General features: G+C 60.7%; 11 protein-coding genes. 9 read left to right on the top strand and 2 right to left on the bottom strand.

Features of this window, described 5'->3' with window-relative positions:
- Nucleotides 1-79: 79 nt before the first annotated feature.
- Nucleotides 80-1933, bottom strand: coding sequence for an ABC transporter ATP-binding protein (locus ABIQ96_RS09255; RefSeq protein ID WP_348214289.1), 1854 nt, complete (start codon nt 1931-1933; stop codon nt 80-82).
- Nucleotides 1930-3768 (bottom strand): ABC transporter ATP-binding protein, encoded by a 1839-nt coding sequence (locus tag ABIQ96_RS09250; RefSeq protein WP_348214288.1) that lies wholly within the window; start codon nt 3766-3768, stop codon nt 1930-1932. The genes ABIQ96_RS09255 and ABIQ96_RS09250 overlap by 4 nt, the downstream gene beginning before the upstream one ends.
- Before the next feature lie 267 nt (nt 3769-4035).
- Between ABIQ96_RS09250 and ABIQ96_RS09245 the strand changes: the two genes are divergently transcribed.
- The 9 genes from ABIQ96_RS09245 (at nt 4036) to ABIQ96_RS09205 (ending at nt 16519) form a co-directional block, all read left to right on the top strand.
- Nucleotides 4036-4923 (top strand): hypothetical protein, encoded by an 888-nt coding sequence (locus ABIQ96_RS09245; RefSeq protein WP_348214287.1) that lies wholly within the window; start codon nt 4036-4038, stop codon nt 4921-4923.
- A 74-nt stretch (nt 4924-4997) separates the two neighbouring features.
- Complete coding sequence (locus ABIQ96_RS09240; protein WP_348214286.1) at nt 4998-6359, top strand: right-handed parallel beta-helix repeat-containing protein; 1362 nt, start codon at nt 4998-5000, stop codon at nt 6357-6359.
- Nucleotides 6360-6490: 131 nt separating this feature from the next.
- The gene (locus tag ABIQ96_RS09235; protein ID WP_348214285.1) at nt 6491-7039 is read left to right on the top strand and encodes a GNAT family N-acetyltransferase; all 549 of its coding nucleotides are present in this window, start codon (nt 6491-6493) and stop codon (nt 7037-7039) included.
- Nucleotides 7040-7359: 320 nt separating this feature from the next.
- The gene (locus tag ABIQ96_RS09230; protein ID WP_348214284.1) at nt 7360-8889 is read left to right on the top strand and encodes a hypothetical protein; all 1530 of its coding nucleotides are present in this window, start codon (nt 7360-7362) and stop codon (nt 8887-8889) included.
- 55 nt (nt 8890-8944) lie between these two features.
- A complete protein-coding gene (locus tag ABIQ96_RS09225; protein WP_348214283.1) occupies nt 8945-12106 on the top strand; it encodes an FG-GAP-like repeat-containing protein in 3162 nt (1053 codons plus the stop codon).
- Nucleotides 12107-12114: 8 nt separating this feature from the next.
- Nucleotides 12115-13590, top strand: coding sequence for a cadherin-like beta sandwich domain-containing protein (locus tag ABIQ96_RS09220; protein ID WP_348214282.1), 1476 nt, complete (start codon nt 12115-12117; stop codon nt 13588-13590).
- 78 nt (nt 13591-13668) lie between these two features.
- A complete protein-coding gene (locus ABIQ96_RS09215) occupies nt 13669-15813 on the top strand; it encodes a family 1 glycosylhydrolase (RefSeq protein ID WP_348214281.1) in 2145 nt (714 codons plus the stop codon).
- A gap of 31 nt (nt 15814-15844) precedes the next feature.
- Entirely contained in the window at nt 15845-16075 is a 231-nt protein-coding gene (locus tag ABIQ96_RS09210) for an antitoxin (protein ID WP_348214280.1), read from the top strand.
- 12 nt (nt 16076-16087) lie between these two features.
- Nucleotides 16088-16519: a TA system VapC family ribonuclease toxin gene (locus tag ABIQ96_RS09205; RefSeq protein ID WP_348214279.1), complete on the top strand. Its 432-nt coding sequence runs from the start codon at nt 16088-16090 to the stop codon at nt 16517-16519.
- Nucleotides 16520-16549 lie beyond the last annotated feature (30 nt).

Raw genomic sequence — 16549 nt, 5'->3', positions numbered from 1 at the left:
CGGATCTATCCGGCAGTTCGCCTTGAATGACATCATCTTGTTTTCTCTTCCGGACAGGTCGGCCACAGTCCGACCCTCCTTATCCCACCTCCTCGAACAAACTCGCCTCCCGCTCTTGTTGGAACTGGTGCGTGTAAAGCGCGTGGTAGTGGCCCTTAGCGGCGAGCAGTTCGGCATGGGTTCCGCTTTCGAGGATCTTCCCTTTTTCAATCACCAGGATTCGATCCGCCGTGCGGATGGTGGATAACCGGTGAGCGATGACAAAGCTGATACGGCCATGGAAAATCGCCTTCAATCCCTGTTGGATCAATTGCTCGGTTTCCGTGTCGATGGAAGACGTCGCCTCGTCCATGATGAAAATCCGTGGATTCGCCAGCAGCGCGCGGGCGAAGGAAACAAGCTGTTTCTGCCCGGTGGAAAGGCGGTTGCCGCCCTCTCCCACATCGGTTTCGTAACCATTCTCCAGCCCGCGGATGAAGCCATCGGCGTTCACACTGCTCGCGGCGGCCTCGACTTCGGCATCCGTCGCATCAAGCCGTCCATAACGAATGTTTTCCCTAACGGAGCCGCTGAACAAATGCGGTCCTTGCAGGACGATGCCGAGGTTGGATTGATACCACGCCAGCCCACGGTCGCGCAGGTCCACGCCGTTTACGAGAATTTGTCCGCCGGTCGGTTCGTAGAAACGCGCGGCGAGGTTGACGATGGTGCTCTTGCCGCCGCCGCTCGCTCCGACGAGAGCGATGGTTTCGCCTGAACTAACAGTGAGGTTGAAATCCTTCAATACGGATTCGCCATCCGAGTAGGAGAAATCGACATGGCGGAATTCGATGCCATCGATTCCGCGCGTGCCTCCATCCGGCGCAATGTCGTCAGGACGATCCGGGGTGTCGTGTTTTTCCAAACGCGACTTCACGGCCTCGCTGTCGCTGATGCCGGGCACGGTGGCTAACAGGCTGAGCACGCGTTCGCCTGCGGCCTGCGCGCCTTGCATTTGCACGAGCACCTGTGCGATCTGGTTGATCGGATTGAAGAACTGCCCGGCGTAGAAAATGAACGCCACCAACGTGCCGAGCGTGAGCTGTCCGCCCATCACCTCCACGCCGCCGCGCCACAGGGCGATGCCTGCCGCGACGCTGCCGAGCGTGAGGACGATGGGAATGTAAACCGCCGATTGCAGCGCGTTCTGGATCGAGACGCCATACATCTGCGAGGACAAGCTTTGGAATTCCCGGAGGTTTTCCTCCTCGCGCACCAGCGTCTTGCTCGTGCGCAAGCCTTGCAACGCCTCGGCGAAGGAAGCGGTGATCATCGAGTTGAACTTGCGGGTGTCGCGCGAGCTGAGCAACAGCTTTTTCTGGAACACCGCGCTGACAAAAATCAACGGCGGCACGACTGATAGAATCAACAGTCCGAGCATCGGATGCAGGACAATCAGCACCACGGCGATCATGATAACGAGGCACACCGCCCACACCAGATCGAGGCTGCCCCACGCGATGATGCGCGCGAGCTTGTCGCAGTCCGACGTCAGCCGCGAAATCAACCATCCGGTCGGGCGGTGGTCGAAGTAGGCGAATTCCAACTCCTGCAAACGCTTGAAGCACTCCTCGCGGATGTCGTGGCTCATGTTGTTGGCAAGCCCGCCGGCCGAGTTGATGAAGAACCAAACGCCGGTCGCCAACGAGATCGTTAGAAATCCATACACCCCCATTTGCGGCCATAGGTTCGGTGACGAACCCGCGGTGGCGACCGTGTCCACCGTCCAGCGGGTGACCAGCGCGAACGACGCATCCACCATGGCGATCGCCACGGCGGAAATGGAAAGCGGTATAAGCAGGCGCTTATACGGCAGGGCATGTCGGAACACGCGCGCCCACAGGCTCAAGTCGAGCTTGTCGCTGAATACATCTTCCTGGGGTTCGTCTTTCATGAGGCGGTATCTGCTAACATTTCATTCTCCAGCGCGTTCTGGATCGTCCACAGGCGGCGGTAGAGGCCGTCCTGCGAGGCGAGTTCGTCGTGGGTGCCGTGCTGGATGACTCGTCCTTTTTCGAGCACGATCACCTTGTCCGCATGGGCCAGCGTGGAAAGCCGGTGGGCGATCACCAGCGTCGTGCGTTTGCCATGGCGGTTGCGGAGCGCGTCGAGAATCGTCGCTTCCGTCTCCGCGTCCACAGCGCTGAGGGCGTCGTCCAGCAGGAGCACCGGCGTGTCTTGCAACAGCGCCCGCGCCAGGGCCACACGCTGTCGCTGGCCGCCTGATAGAGTCACGCCGCGTTCGCCGACGAGCGTCGAATAGCCCGAGGGAAATCCGCTGATCGTGTCGTGGATGTGCGCCATCCGCGCGGCTTCGCTAACTTCGTCGCTGGCAGCGGTGTCACGGCCCAGACGGATGTTTTCACCGATGGTCTTCGAGAACAGGAACGGCTCCTGCATGACCACGCTGAACTGCGAGCGCACCCACTGGCGGTCGAGATCTCGCAGTTCGTGGCCGTCGAAACGGATCGAACCCGAGCTGTAATCGTAGAGCCTGAGCAACAGGTGCATGATGGTGGACTTCCCTGAACCGGAAGGTCCGAGGATCGCCAGTGTTTCGCCCGGTTCCACCGTGAAGGAAATACCGTTGATCGCGGCGTTCTCCTCGCCGTGGCCGAAGAACAGGTCGGTGACTTCGATTTTTCCCGCGGCCGGGGATTGCGGGTGCGCGGGAGTTTCCGGCGCGCTTTCCTCCGCTTCGGATAGAATTTCTCCCATCCGCGTGAGGGCGACCACCGATTTCCCGAGATCCGTCAACGTGCGGCCCATCTGTCTAACGGGCCAAAGCAGCATGTTGAGAAACATGATGAATGCGAACAAGGTGCCCACCGTCAGGGTGCCTTGGGAAATGAACCATGCGCCGGTGAAAAGCACGATGCCTTGCTGGATCAGCACGATGAGATCCGAGGTGGACCAATACCAGGCCATCAGGTGCAGCAGCTTCAGGCTGCGGTCGCGGTATTGCTTGTTAGGCTCGGCGAATTTCGCGATCTCGAAGTCCTGCCGCGCGAAGGCGCGCACCACGCGCAGGCCGGTCAGGTTTTCCTGCACCACCCGCGTGACCTGGCCTTCCGACTCCGCCACCTCCTTGAAAAGGTGCTTCACCTTGCCGATGTAAATGTAGCCGAAGAGGATGATCGGGCCGATCAGTGCGAAGGATACCAACGCCATCCGGCCGTCGAGCAGGATCATGATCGGCAGAGCCGTTAGAAGCAGCAGCACCGAGTTGCTCACCTCCACGACCTGCGTGGACAGGGCCATCCGCAGCGTTTCCACGTCAGACGTGCAACGCTGGATGAGATCGCCTGTTTCCGCGCGGTCGTGGTATTTCGCGGGCAACCGCTGGAGGTGATCGTAAAGGCGATCCTTCAATCGGCGGGCGACTCCATCCGATGCCTCGGCGGCGAGACGGCCTTTCAGATAGCTGAATCCGCCGGCGATGATCGTGAGCGAAACCATCAGTAGCGCGGGAAACCACAAGCGCTCTCTAACGAAATCCGCGCCGCCCATCAGGCCGATGATCCACGTCGTCAGGCGGCCTTCATCCGGCTTGCGCGAGAGCGCGAAGTCGATGGTCGCGCTCGCGACGAGCGGCGTGAGGTAGTTGATCGCGGTGAAGACGAACAACGTGGCGATGGCCCACGCGTATTTGGCGCGGAAGCCATGCGTGAGCTGCCAGAGCAGGCCGTGCGGCGTTGTTTTCGGAGTGATGGATTGGCCGGATGCCATGGTGGTGATTCGAACGAGTGAGATGGAAATGAAAAAGCCCGCGGAGGATGCGGGCGGCTTTCAAACTCAGTTGAATCAGCAGCCCGCGTTTGGTTTCGGGGCCGGCTGGATTTGCTTCAAACCCTTCAGACAGCGCCCGCTCCTGGAATCCAGGAGACACGGTATAGGTTGAAGGGCATTGCTTTCATGAAGGTAAAATCGTGGTGACTCCCGAGGGATTAGCTTTCCCGTTTCCGCGAGGCAAGAAAATTTCCCGAACCGGCGTAGGTGGACTCCACCCATATGATTGGAAAACTCATCTTCTGTCTGTTACCCGTCACTTTGGCAGCCGAACCCGCCCGTCAGGAAAAATTCCTGAGCAACGGCGAAGTAAAAATCGGCGTGGACATGACCTCAGGCGGATCGGTTTTCTGGTTCTCCGAGCTTCCTGCTGATAGAAACCTGCTCAACCATGCCGACCGCGGCCGCTTCATCCAGCAATCCTACTACGGTCAGCCCGACGGCTCGAAATGGGGCGAAAAACCGTGGCGCTGGAATCCCGTGCAGGGCGGCGACTACTTGGGAAAACCCGCGCGCGTCGTCGAGTCCGACGGAACCGAAACCCAACTTCACGTGAAGAGCGTTCCCATCAACTGGGCGGGCGGTCAGGAGCTCGACGAATGCCGGATGGAGGAATGGATCACGCTTCACGGCAAGGTCGCCGAGATCCGGTTCCGCTTCACCTACTCCGGGGAAACCACTCATCCGGCGATGCACCAGGAGCTGCCCGCCGTTTTCATCGATCACGCGCTGTCGCGGATGGTGTATTATTCGGGTGAAAAACCATGGAGCGGCGAACCTATCAGCAGCGACGTCCCCGGCTGGCCGAACGAGTCCCGCGATATTTCCGAATCGTGGGCGGGCTACGTCGGCACCGATGGACGCGGGCTGGGTGTCTATTTCCCGGGGTCGAAAAAGGCCACCTGCTATCGCTTCGAAGGCCCGGACGGCCCGGCTGGCTCCGGGTGTTCGTATTTCGCGCCGATCCAGATGCTCACCATCAAACCGGGATTCAGCCACGAATATACGGTCCATCTCACCATCGGTACGGCCGAGGAAATGCGCTCGCGGTTTGGAGAAATCAAATTGGGCAAGGTTCCTGCGAAGACGCCATAACTCCCGTATTCGGGTTAACCCGGATAGGTTGTTGCTGATGGGGCGGGCCGGGGACGAAACTCTCAGCCAGCAAAATGACCGCAACCCTCCTCACGACGCCCCGCGGCCGCATCGTCCGTTTTCTTTTCCGAGGCATGATCCCGCTGATCGCGGCCTCGTCGTTGTCCGCCAAGGAGTTTCACGTCGCCACCACCGGCGACGATTCGAAACCCGGCTCGGCCAACGCGCCATTCGCCACCGTCCAGCGCGCTGAAAAAGCGGCGAACCCCGGCGACACCGTATTCATCCACGGCGGCACCTACAAGATGGCCGAAAGCCAGATTGCCGTGGTCCGGCGTGACCGGGCGCGGGTGGTTTTCCTCAGCAAGAGCGGCACCTCCGACAAGCCCATCCGCTATGCCGCCTTCGAAAATGAAAAGCCGGTGTTCGATTTCTCCGAGGTGAAACCCGCCGATTGCCGCGTGACCGCGTTCCATGTCGCCGGATCCTGGCTGCATCTCAAGGGACTCGCCGTGACCGGCGTGCAGGTCACCATCAAGGACCACACCCAGTCGATCTGCTTCGACAACGAAGGCGACCACAACATTTATGAGCAGCTTGAAATGCACGACGGCCAAGCCATCGGCTTCTGGCTCGGAAAAGGCTCCCAGAATCTCGTGCTGAACTGCGACGCCTATCGAAACTACGATTTCACTTCGGAAAAAGGCAGGGGTGGCAATGTCGACGGTTTCGGCTTCCATGTCCCGCAGGGGAGCACCGGCAATGTATTTCGCGGCTGCCGGTCGTGGTTCAACAGCGATGACGGATTCGATCTCATCAACACCAACGAATCCGTGCTGATCGAAAACTGCTGGTCCTTTTACAACGGCTTCGATCCTTCGTTCAAATCGCTTGGCGATGGCAATGGCTTCAAGCTCGGCGGCTACGGTGTCAGTGGCGGCCCCGTGCCATCGGTTGTTCCCCGTCATGTCATCCGCTTCAGCCTGGCCGTGCGCAACAAGGCCGCCGGATTCTATGCCAATCACCAGCCCGGCGGTATCGACATGCTCAACAACTCGGCCTATCTCAACGGTGTCAATTTCAACCTGCTAGGCCGTAATGCCGAACACACCGCAGACGTCCCCGGCTACGGCCACAAGCTCGAGAACAACCTCGGCTACAAGGGCCGCACCGAGGTCTCAAACGTCGACATTTCGAAATGCCAGCTCATCGCCAACACCTTCGACATGAAGCTCCAGTTGACCGATCATGATTTCAAAAGCCTCGACCAGGCCGAGCTCATCCAGCCCCGCCAGCCCAACGGCGACCTGCCCGTCATTTCATTCATGAAATTGAAACCCGGCAACCCCGCCATCGACAAAGGAGTCGACAACGGTCTGCCCTTCAAAGGCAAAGCCCCCGACCTCGGCGCCTTCGAACTCGGCATGGTGAAATGACACGCTGAGAACTCTTCCGAGGCGCGGCGGGCTCCGATCAGCCGAAGCCATGGTGCATCTATCACCTGCGGCCTCCGCGGTCCCTTCATCAACATCATTGCGCCAAGCCTCCAAATAAGGTTGATCACGGCATGTTCTCACACGCCGTCACTCCCCAGATCAAGCTGAGTCTGTTGGAAGAACGCCATGCCGAAGCGCTGTTCCACGTCACCGATCAAAACCGCGCCTATCTCCGCGTTTGGCTGCCGTGGCTGGACTCGACCCGCACCGCCGAAGATACGCGAGCGTTTATCCGAGGAACGCGAGACGATTTCGCCACCCGCGGTTGGGCCGTCTGTGGTATCTGGTTCGAAGGTGAAATCTGCGGCGTCATCGGTTATAACCAGATCGATTGGACGAACAAAGTCGCTTATATCGGCTATTGGCTGGCGGAAAATTTCCAAGGCAAGGGCATCATCACTGCCTGCTGCCGGAGTCTGATCGATCACTCGTTCCGGGATCTCGATCTGAACAAGGTCGTCATCACCTGCGGTACCGGCAACTCCCGCAGCCAGGCCGTCCCGGATCGGCTCGGTTTCGTCCGCGAGGGAGTGCTGCGCGACGCCGAGTGGCTCTACGACCATTTCATCGACCACACGGTGAATGCGGTTTTGAAGCGGGAGTGGGGGAAAGCGGAATGACCCGCCGCTCCCGAGGTCAATCCACCGGCAATTCCGAAGGTGTTTCTGCATCAACAACACCAAGGCTGACTTAAAGATCGAAGTGCGGCGTTAGGAAACTTCATGAAATAACTGATAAGAAGTTCCGTATGCTCAGACATTTTGAATGTTTTGCCAATGATCTCAAGTTAAGCAAGTTAAGTAATTTCTCTTGCTCTTTGTAGGGCAAGCGGATTGCCTCCGCCAGTTTTACTCCAACGGAATAGGTCATGCCGGGAAGGGATCAGTAACATATTCTATCGAAATACTTCTCCCTTCCGTCTGCCAAGAAACGAATCACCATGAAAATCTGCTCCCTGCCACTCGTCTTGCTCTCCATGGCATCTGCGACCATGGCCAATACCCCACCGACGGTCGTCATCCAGTCCGCCGCCATGCGGCCGGGCACCACGTTGATGGATGTGGTCTATCGGGTGAACGATCCGGACGACGCCACCGTCAAGACCCGGGCGCTGGCCTTTGTGGACGGCACACGCTCGTTCGCCAAGGTCCTTAGACCCACCACCTTCGTCGAAGGCACCGCGGCCAAACTGGGCGACACCATTCCGGCCAACGTCGATCACACGCTCACCTGGAATGTGGGCGCGGATTGGAATATCGATCTCGGGCAGGTGAAATTCGAGGTGCTGGCCACCGACCAGCGCGGCTTGCTGCCCTTCGATTGGATCACCATTCCGGCCGCGGGTGGAAAGCCGGCCATCACGATCAGCAAGGATGCGCCGACAGATGCGCAGGTGCTGAACGCCCTTTTCTGGCAATACGCGGCTGGTGATGCGGGCTTGACCCTCACGAATGGAGTGCTGCGTGGAAACTCCGCGAGCGGAGCCTTCAAAGACGTCGATTTGGCGAGTGGAACCACAGTGAAGCCCTATAGCGCGCCCTTTGTTTTCAAGCGCATGAACCTTGCTGCGGCCACCGGGATGAACCATGCCATCAAAGCGCGTGCCGGCCTGCTGAATGCTAACAGATGGCATGCCGAAAATCGGGCATACGATGGATTGTCCATTGTGATTGCGGCAGGGGATAATTCCAGCGGTCAAAGCACCATTGCTGCGGGAGTGAGTGATGTCACCGCGATCTCGGCGGGGAATTCTCACAGTCTTGCGCTCAAGAGCGATGGCACGGTGGCTGAATGGGGGGAAATCTCAATCAGTAGTCAAGTAACCGCCATGCCCGCCGACCTGGATGAGGTCACGGCGATCTCGGCGGGGGAGTATCACAATCTCGTGCTGAAGAATGATGGCACCGTGGTTACGTGGGGGGGCGGTACTGGCCCAATTCCCGCAGGCCTCAGCGGGGTCACCGCGATTGCGGCTGGCAGCGGTCACAATCTCGCGCTCAAGAGCGATGGCTCTATAGTTGCGTGGGGGAACAACTACTTCGGTCAAGCGACGGTTCCGGCGGGACTGAGCGGAGTCACCGCGATCGCTGCGGGAAAGGATTACAGTCTCGCTCTCAAGAGCAATGGCACGTTGGTGGCGTGGGGAAATAAGGCCGATATCGGTTCCATTCCCGCCGGACTCAGCGGGGTTATCGCGATGGGGATTGGTGCCAATCGCTGTTTCGCGCTCAAGAGTAACGGCACGGTCGTTTCGTGGGGGTTGAATGCCTACGTTCCTCCCGGATTGAGCGGGATCACCGCGATCTCGGTCGGCCCTTACCACAGTCTCGCGCTCAAGAGCGACGGTACTGTCGTGGCATGGGGAGAGAATAATTTTGGCCAAATCGACCTTCCTGCAGGGCTGAGCGGAGTCATCGCGATCGCGGCGGGTGGTTACCACAATCTCATGCTCAAGGCCAAGGCCCTTTGAAGATAGGAGCACCCGTTAAATGCATATGCTTCCGTCCTATCTGTCCTGAATTCCCATGAAAACCGCCTGCTTCACTCTGGGATGGATTTCGCTGGCCGCCGCAGCACATGCGGCGACGGTGAATCTTGTCCAGAACTCCGTGGATGACGCCACCGGCGGCAGCATCCCCGCGGTTGCCTCCAGCCAGTATCTGGAAACCGGCGTCGTCCGGAGCACCGTCACCGCGCCCGCTGTTTCCGGCGGCTATCGCTTCACCCACTGGACGAGCGGCAACGCCCCTGGCGCAACTTCACGGGATGCCTGGGGCCGCTCGCGGAATCCCGTTCTGTTCACCCTGCTGGAAGATACCACCTTCACCGCGCACTATCTTCCCGCCTCACAGGACAGCGATGGCGATGGTTTGTTAGACTGGTATGAGATCGAGTATTTTGGCGATCTCAGCCGCGGCCCCTCGTTCGATGGAGATGGCGATGGCATCCCGCTCTCCGCGGAATCCAGCGGCGGCACGCACCCGCTTTATGGAAATTCTTCCCAGGAAGGCGGCATCGCGTCCACGGACTCCGCATTGGTCACCGCGAATCTAGCGGGCTACCCCGCCTACACCTTGCGCAGCGAGCCAGCCGGCACGGTGAATCAATCCGCCATCGTGCCGCCCGGCACCGTCGTCACCACGCCGGATCTCACTCAGGCCACCTTCGGCTACTGGACGCTCGATGGAGTGCCGCAACGCGACCCGTGGGGCGTGGCCCTGCGGAAAATTTCCTTCACCATGGCCGCCGGGGACCGCGAGGCCGTAGCTTGGTTTTTCAATGGCGATACCGATGGCGACGGTCTGCCGGATGCCTGGGAGCAATTTCACTACGCCACCCTCGCCAATGACGGTTCTTTCGATGGTGATGGCGACGGCAGGAATCTCCTAACCGAATACACCGGCGGCACCTCGCCGCTTTATGGAAATTCCTCCCAGGAAGGCGGCATTTCGTGGGCGGACTCCTCATTGGTCATCGCGAATCTCGCTGGCTACCCGCGCTACACGCTCGCCAGCGATCCCGCGGGCAGCGTGAATCAATCCGCCTTTGTCCCCGCCGGCACCGTCATCACCACCCCGGAGATGACGCTGCCCACCTTCGGTTATTGGGAGCTGGACGGCGTCCCCCAGCGCGATGCGTGGGGCATGGCACTGCGGAAAATTTCCTTCACCATGGCCGCCGCGGACCGCATCGCCATCGCCCGTTTGTTAGCCGCTGATAGTGATTTCGACGGCATCGCCGATGGATACGAGCAATATTACTTCGGCACTCTGGCTAATGACGGCGGGTTTGATGGCGATGGCGACGGCATCCCCCTGTCGCAGGAAATCGCCAGCGGCAGAAATCCCCTCTATGGTGATACCAGCCAGGAAGGCGGCATCTCCTGGGCGGACTCCGCGCAGATCGTGGTGAACCTGCAACCTTACGAGCGCCTCGGCAAGGCGCTGGTCGGCGGCGTGCTCACGGATTTCTTCTCGCCGGATCCCGGTTCTGTTAGCGGCATCCAGGCCGGCACCTGGTCCGCCACCGCCATGAGCGATTGGGATGGCGATGGCGATCTGGATCTCTTCGTCGCCCACCAGAATGGCCTGCGCGTTTTCCGCAATATCGGCACCGTCCATCAGCCGGATTTCGAGGAAATCACGGAAGGCTTCTCCGCCCTCGCCGACTATATTGCCGGGATCGACCGCCCGCTCATCGCCGGGGGAGATTGGAATGGGGATGGCAAGGGAGACCTCGTCATCGGCGGAGGCGGCGGCACCCTGTGCTTCATCGCCTCCGGCGGAAATTTCTCCTCGGATGGCACCGGCCCGGAACTCGCCACCGGCTCCGCCCGCGCGCTGCCCGCCCTCGGAGATATGAATGGAGATGGCCGCGCGGACCTCATCGTCGTGCTGGCGGATGGCTCCTCGCGCCTCTATCAGAATGACGGTACGGCCATGCCCTTCGGCGGAGACTTTACCTCGGATTTCCTCGGCGTCTCCGTACCGGACGCCACCGCCATCACCACCGGAGACATCAATCAGGACGGCCTCACGGACGTCCTGCTGGCGGATGTGGACGGCCGCATCTGGGAGTTCCTCAAAAACAGCGGCGGCGGATTCACCCTCCACAGCAAGGTCTGGGGCGGCAGCGGACCCGGCTTCGCCAGCGGCCTCACCCTCGCCGCCGTGGACCTCGAAGGCGATGGCGATCTCGACCTGATAGGCGGCCTCGCCAATGGCGGCATCATCGCCATGCGCGATCCCCACGTCGGCCGCCCCACCGGACTAACAGCCACTCCCGGTGGCAGCTCCATCCAGCTCGACTGGGATGCGAACTGGCAGTCCCGCATCTCCGGCTACGCCGTCTATCGCGCTGGCGCGGACGAGGGTCCGTGGGCGAAAGCGGAGTCCGCTCCCATGCCGCTGCCCGGCTATCTCGATACCTCGGTGAACCGCGGCGTGCTGAAATACTATCAGGTCACCAGCGTGAGTTACTTCTTCCTCCCCGGAAACTCCGAACCCAAGGCCGTGGAAAGCCTCCCCTCGGACATCGTCACCACCGCCGCCGGTAAGGTCGCTCTCGCCGTGCGCCCCGTCTTTGGCAGCCCCGGCGAGCGCATCGCCATCCAGCTCTCGATCGACAATGCCATCGGTGTCTCCGGCGAGGGCATGCAGCTCCGGGTAAACTACGACCCCACAGCGCTCGTCCCTCTCGCCCAAGTCGAGGAAGGTGGGGAAACCGTCATCGCCAGCGGCCTCGGCCGCGACATCACCTTCACCGACAATGGCGCGGAAGCCACCGGCAAGCTCATCATCGACGGCAGCGGCGGCGCGCTGGAGCCTGGCTCCGGGATGCTCTTCACCCTCCAGTTCGAGGTCGCCCCCGGCCTCGAGGAAGGCCGCACCCTCGGCGTCTCCATTTCCGGAGCAGACCTCCGCGATCTCGATGGCAAGGCGCTGGCCGTGAAAATCCGCGTCCTCGACAAGCCGGAGACCGGCTTCGCATTCACCCGCGGCGATCTCGATGGGGATGGCCTGTTAGGCGAGGCCGACAAGACCCTGCTCATGGAGCTCCTCCTGCCGGATTCCCTAATACCCACCGCGGACCAGCTAACAGCCGGCGATCTCAATGGCGACGGAAAATTGGACGAGAACGACGCCGTCCTCCTGCTGCAGTTGCTCAACGCCGCCGAATCCCCGTGAACTTTCCCATGAACCGCCTTTCCAAGCACCTGACGCGGATCCTCGCCGCGGCCGCCCTCGCGCTGCTGGCGCTCTGCACCGGCGCGAGCGCCGCCACCCGCACCTTCGCGCTGCCTCGCTACCTCGCCAACCCCGGCGGCACTGTGGAGGTCCCCGTCACCCTCGACGACGCCAGCGGCCTCGCCGCCATCCGCGTCCGTATCAATTTCGATCCCGAACTGTTGCAACTCCAGTCCGTGAAAGCCGGTCCGCTCGGCAAGGCCTTCGAGCTCAGCCATGGCAAAGGCGAGGGCTTCGTCCAGCTCCTGCTGTTCCGCGCCGGCTCTCTCGCCGGTGGTTCCGGCCGCCTCGCCGTGCTGAAATTCAAAGCCAACCCCGGCGCAAAGGCGAAGGAATACTCGGACCTCGCCATCGCGGACATCGGTCTATCGGATAGTTCCGGCGTCATCCGCCTGCGCCAGAAGGATTCCCTCCGCCTCAAGAATGGCCAGGTCGCCGTCACCCTGAGCCCGGACATCAACAACGGCGGCAGCGGCCCCGCCGAATTCTGGAAAGACCTCCAGCCTCTATCAGGAATCACCCTCGCCGGCTCCGATTTGAAACCCGCCTTCTCTCCTTCCGTAACCAGCTACACCGCATCCGTAGCCGGCACCGTCGCATCCATCAAGATCAGGCCCGCCCTCGCCGATCCCAATGCCACCGTGAAAGTCAACGGCCAGCCCGTCAAACCCGGCTCCGCCAGCTCGCCCGTGTTGTTGGATGTGGGCGGAAATACCATCACCGTCCGCGTCAGTTCGCAGAACGGCACCCGCCTCAAGACTTACAAAATCAAAGTCACCCGCGGTGAAGCCACCGGCTCCTCGGACGCCTCCCTCGCCGCTCTCGTGGTGAACACCGCCCCCCTTGCTCCCAAGTTCAAGGTCACCACCACCACCTACACGGCCAACGTCCCCGCCTCCACCAAGACCCTGCGGATCAAAGCCACCTCCACCCTCGGCTCCGCAAAAATCAAGATCAATGGGACGAGAGTGGAATCAGGAAATTTGAGCGAGCCAATCCCCCTCAAGACCGGCCCAAATGCCATCAAGATCGTCGTCACCGCCCAGGACGGATCCACCAAAACCTATCAGATCGCCATTACCCGGGCCAAACCGCCCGCAGCGCCGGTTCTTCAGGATTTTCTAGCAGCCGCCATGATCCGCCCTCGTGGGGAGTCTATGGTTGCCAGAGAGTCCGAGGTTTCCAAAGTCGTGCAAGATGGCCAAAAATACCTGCAACTCACCATCCGCCGCAATCCGGGAACACCCAAACCCGTGGTCGAAGTCTCTCCCAACCTGGTGGACTGGTTCAGCGGCGACAAGCACACGACGATTTTGTTAGACGATGGAGCGGTTCTCAAAGTCCGCGACAACACACCCATCACACCGGACGCGAAACGGTTCATCCGGACGCGCGGTGGGGCTGGAGCCCTCGAGAGGGATTAGCCGGACTCGGAGCGGATGCGGGATCCCCGGAAGAACCTTGCCCACTAACGCGCCCGGTTCCAAAGTCCGGCGAACCCCATGCCATTTCCCAAAGGATTTCTTTTCGGCACCGCGAATGCCGATCATCAGGTGGAGGCCCATGATCCCGGGCGGGAGGACGTGTGGGATGTTTGGGAACGTTGCCAGGGGCTGACTCCGCGCGGGCGGGCGACGGATTTCGCAAATCGCTACGAGGAGGACATCTCGGCGGCAGCGGGGCTGGGGTGCAAGCTGTTCCGGTTCTCGATCGCTTGGGTGCGGGTGGAAATTTCCAGCGGAAATTTCGATGCGGAGGCGCTGGCTCATTATCGGAAAATCGCGGAATGCATCCGTGACCACGGCATGAAGGTGATGGTGACGCTGCATCATTTCGTGTGGCCGGTGTGGCTGGAGCGGGATCACGGCGGACTGATAGGAAAGGCGTTTCCCGAATTTTTCGCACGGTATGCGGACCGCGTGGCTGAGGAGCTGGGAGATGTGGTGGACTATTGGATCACGTTCAACGAACCCAGCCAACTGACCTTCGGCTACATCAAGCCATGGTGGCAGAACCGTTACTACATGCCGCCGGGATTGCCGCGGGGGTCGGACGTGGATGCGGAGGCCGAGGCGGTGGGGAAATTGATCCCCAATCTTTTTGAAGCACACGCCCGCGCGAGGAGTTGCATCAAGGCTCGCCGGCCCGATGCGAAAGTCGGGGTGAATCCGATGGTGACGGGCTTCCCGACGTGGCTGCAGATGCTGATGGACTTCGGCGCGTGCCATCGCGGGCTAACAGAAGCGCTGTTCAAGTTCACCACCAAGGGCGCGCTGGTGGGTGGCAAGGGCGACGTGGATCTCGTCATCGGCGGGATCACGGCGGGCGACGAGACACGCTTCGAGCTGAGTGATCCGTATTTGCGGACGGGCAAGGCGGTGTTGGTGAACGCCGCTTACGAGGGCGAGGGAATCGCTTCGCTGACGCGGCGGAAAGTCGGCGTCATCGGGATCGGAAACCAGCCGGTGTCGTGGCAGCGCGATCTGCCGGGAGACACGCTGAAGAAAATTTTCGCGAACTACGACGACGCGCGCGAGGCGTTGTTGAAGAACGATGTCGATGCCATCTACGGCGACGCGTTTTTCCTAACACCCAGCGGCATGGAGGAAACGGCGGGCCTGCGTTTCCTCGTCACGGAACTGAGCGACGAGGCCTACGTGGTGGCCGCGCCGCACGGGCATTACCACCTGCTGGAGCGGGTGAACCGGGCGGTGGCGGAATTCCAGGGCGACGTGTCGGCGACCCCTCAGGCCGCCCCCGTTTCACCGGCGGCGAAGAAGGCTAGGCGACCCGTTTCCCTGCACGAGGTGCTCACCGGCGAAGGAGCCGACATCGAGAGTCCGGCGGAAAATCGCGACATCCGGCACATCCGGCGGCGCGGGAAAATCCGCATCGGCATCCGCACCGATGCGCCCGAGGATCCGCAAAACGTCGGCGGCGAAGGCTTGGAAATGACGCTCGCGCGGCGGATCGCGTTCGAGATCTTTCACAACGAGGACTGCCTGGAAATTGTTCTGATAGAGCCCGGCGCGCGGCTCAAGGTTCTGGAAACCAAAACCGGCTGGCTGAACTGGGCGTGGCGGTTCTGGGGCACGACGACGATGATCGCGAACGCGAACTGGTGGTATCTCGGGACGTCAGGGCGATTGCCGTTAGAACTGTGTCCGGAAGAGGCGGTGGGTGCGCAGGATTTCGTGGGGCTGGATTATTATTGGGGGCTGCCGACATGGAAGCTCGGGAAATTCCGCTCGCTGGAAGACGCGGCGCACGGGAAATTCCTCAAGGCGCCGGTGTGGCCGCGGGGGCTGTATCACGCGTTGCGGCGGTTTCACCGATGGTTTCCCGGACAGGAACTTTTCATCGTGGAAAATGGCAGCGTACCGGTGGCCAATGGAATTTCACGGACCGACTACCTGCGCTCGCACGTCGCCGAGGTCGAACGGGCGATCGCGAAGGGCGTGCCGGTGAAGGGCTACAATTTCTGGTCCATCACCTCGAACCGCGAGTGGGGCCATGCCTTCGATCCGAACACGGACTTCGGCCTGTATTTCGTGGATCTCGACAAGGACCCGGAGCTGAAGCGCGTGGCTACGGACGAAGTGGAGGTTTACAAGGAGATCATCGGCACCGTGGGAAAACCGGTTTGACCCTGAAGACCAATGATGGTAAATCACCATCATGGTGAAAACGCAGGTGCAAATCCCGGACGCGCTTTTCCGCGAGGCGAAACGGCTGGCTGCGGAAAATGAAATGAGCTTCGCGGAGGTGGTCCGGCGAGGGCTTGAGGAAATCATCCGTCATCATCCGCCGGGGCGCTCGAAAGCGGAAACGTGGACGGTTCCCGACCCTTTCGACATGGGCGAGCCGCTTGCTCCGGAAGAGGAATGGACCGCGCTCAGCCACGATTGATCTTTTTTTCGGATGCTTAGTTTTGACACCAACATCGCCGTTCACGCCGCCAACCGGGCATCACCGGACCATGCTGCCGCAGCGGCCTTCATCCAGTCGCTGGCCACCCGCAGGGACGTGGCGATCTGTGAATTAGTGCTCGTCGAACTTTACCTGAAGCTGAGGAACGAGAAAATTTTCCCGCGTCCGTTGACGGCGGATCAAGCAATCGATGTCTGCCAAGCGTATCGAAAAAACCAGGCATGGACGCTCATCGAATCCGCTCCGGTAATGGACAGCGTTTGGGAAGAGGCCGCCGGAAATGGCTTTGCCTTCCGCCGGATTATTGACGTCCGTCTGGCGAGGACGCTGAGGCATCATGGTGTTGAAGAGTTTGCCACCGCCAATTTGAAGGACTTCAACGATCAGGGATTCAGCCGCATTTGGAATCCGCTGATTGACTGATCTGAAGAGAGGAAGATCCCTGTTGAGTCA

Origin of the sequence: Luteolibacter sp. (assembly GCF_039920825.1) — a bacterium.
GTDB lineage: Bacteria > Verrucomicrobiota > Verrucomicrobiia > Verrucomicrobiales > Akkermansiaceae > Luteolibacter.
The sequence above is the reverse complement of the archived record's forward strand: the minus strand, read 5'-3'. Positions and strand labels throughout refer to the sequence as shown.

What these genes read in the sequence shown, in the direction of transcription:
- ABIQ96_RS09215 (WP_348214281.1), top strand. Translation starts at nt 13,669, where the DNA reads ATGCCATTTCCCAAAGGATTTCTTTTCGGCACCGCGAATGCCGATCAT.
- ABIQ96_RS09205 (WP_348214279.1), top strand. Translation starts at nt 16,088, where the DNA reads ATGCTTAGTTTTGACACCAACATCGCCGTTCACGCCGCCAACCGGGCA.
- ABIQ96_RS09225 (WP_348214283.1), top strand. Translation starts at nt 8,945, where the DNA reads ATGAAAACCGCCTGCTTCACTCTGGGATGGATTTCGCTGGCCGCCGCA.
- ABIQ96_RS09210 (WP_348214280.1), top strand. Translation starts at nt 15,845, where the DNA reads ATGGTGAAAACGCAGGTGCAAATCCCGGACGCGCTTTTCCGCGAGGCG.
- ABIQ96_RS09230 (WP_348214284.1), top strand. Translation starts at nt 7,360, where the DNA reads ATGAAAATCTGCTCCCTGCCACTCGTCTTGCTCTCCATGGCATCTGCG.
- ABIQ96_RS09235 (WP_348214285.1), top strand. Translation starts at nt 6,491, where the DNA reads ATGTTCTCACACGCCGTCACTCCCCAGATCAAGCTGAGTCTGTTGGAA.
- ABIQ96_RS09220 (WP_348214282.1), top strand. Translation starts at nt 12,115, where the DNA reads ATGAACCGCCTTTCCAAGCACCTGACGCGGATCCTCGCCGCGGCCGCC.
- ABIQ96_RS09250 (WP_348214288.1), bottom strand. Translation starts at nt 3,768, where the DNA reads ATGGCATCCGGCCAATCCATCACTCCGAAAACAACGCCGCACGGCCTG.
- ABIQ96_RS09240 (WP_348214286.1), top strand. Translation starts at nt 4,998, where the DNA reads ATGACCGCAACCCTCCTCACGACGCCCCGCGGCCGCATCGTCCGTTTT.
- ABIQ96_RS09255 (WP_348214289.1), bottom strand. Translation starts at nt 1,933, where the DNA reads ATGAAAGACGAACCCCAGGAAGATGTATTCAGCGACAAGCTCGACTTG.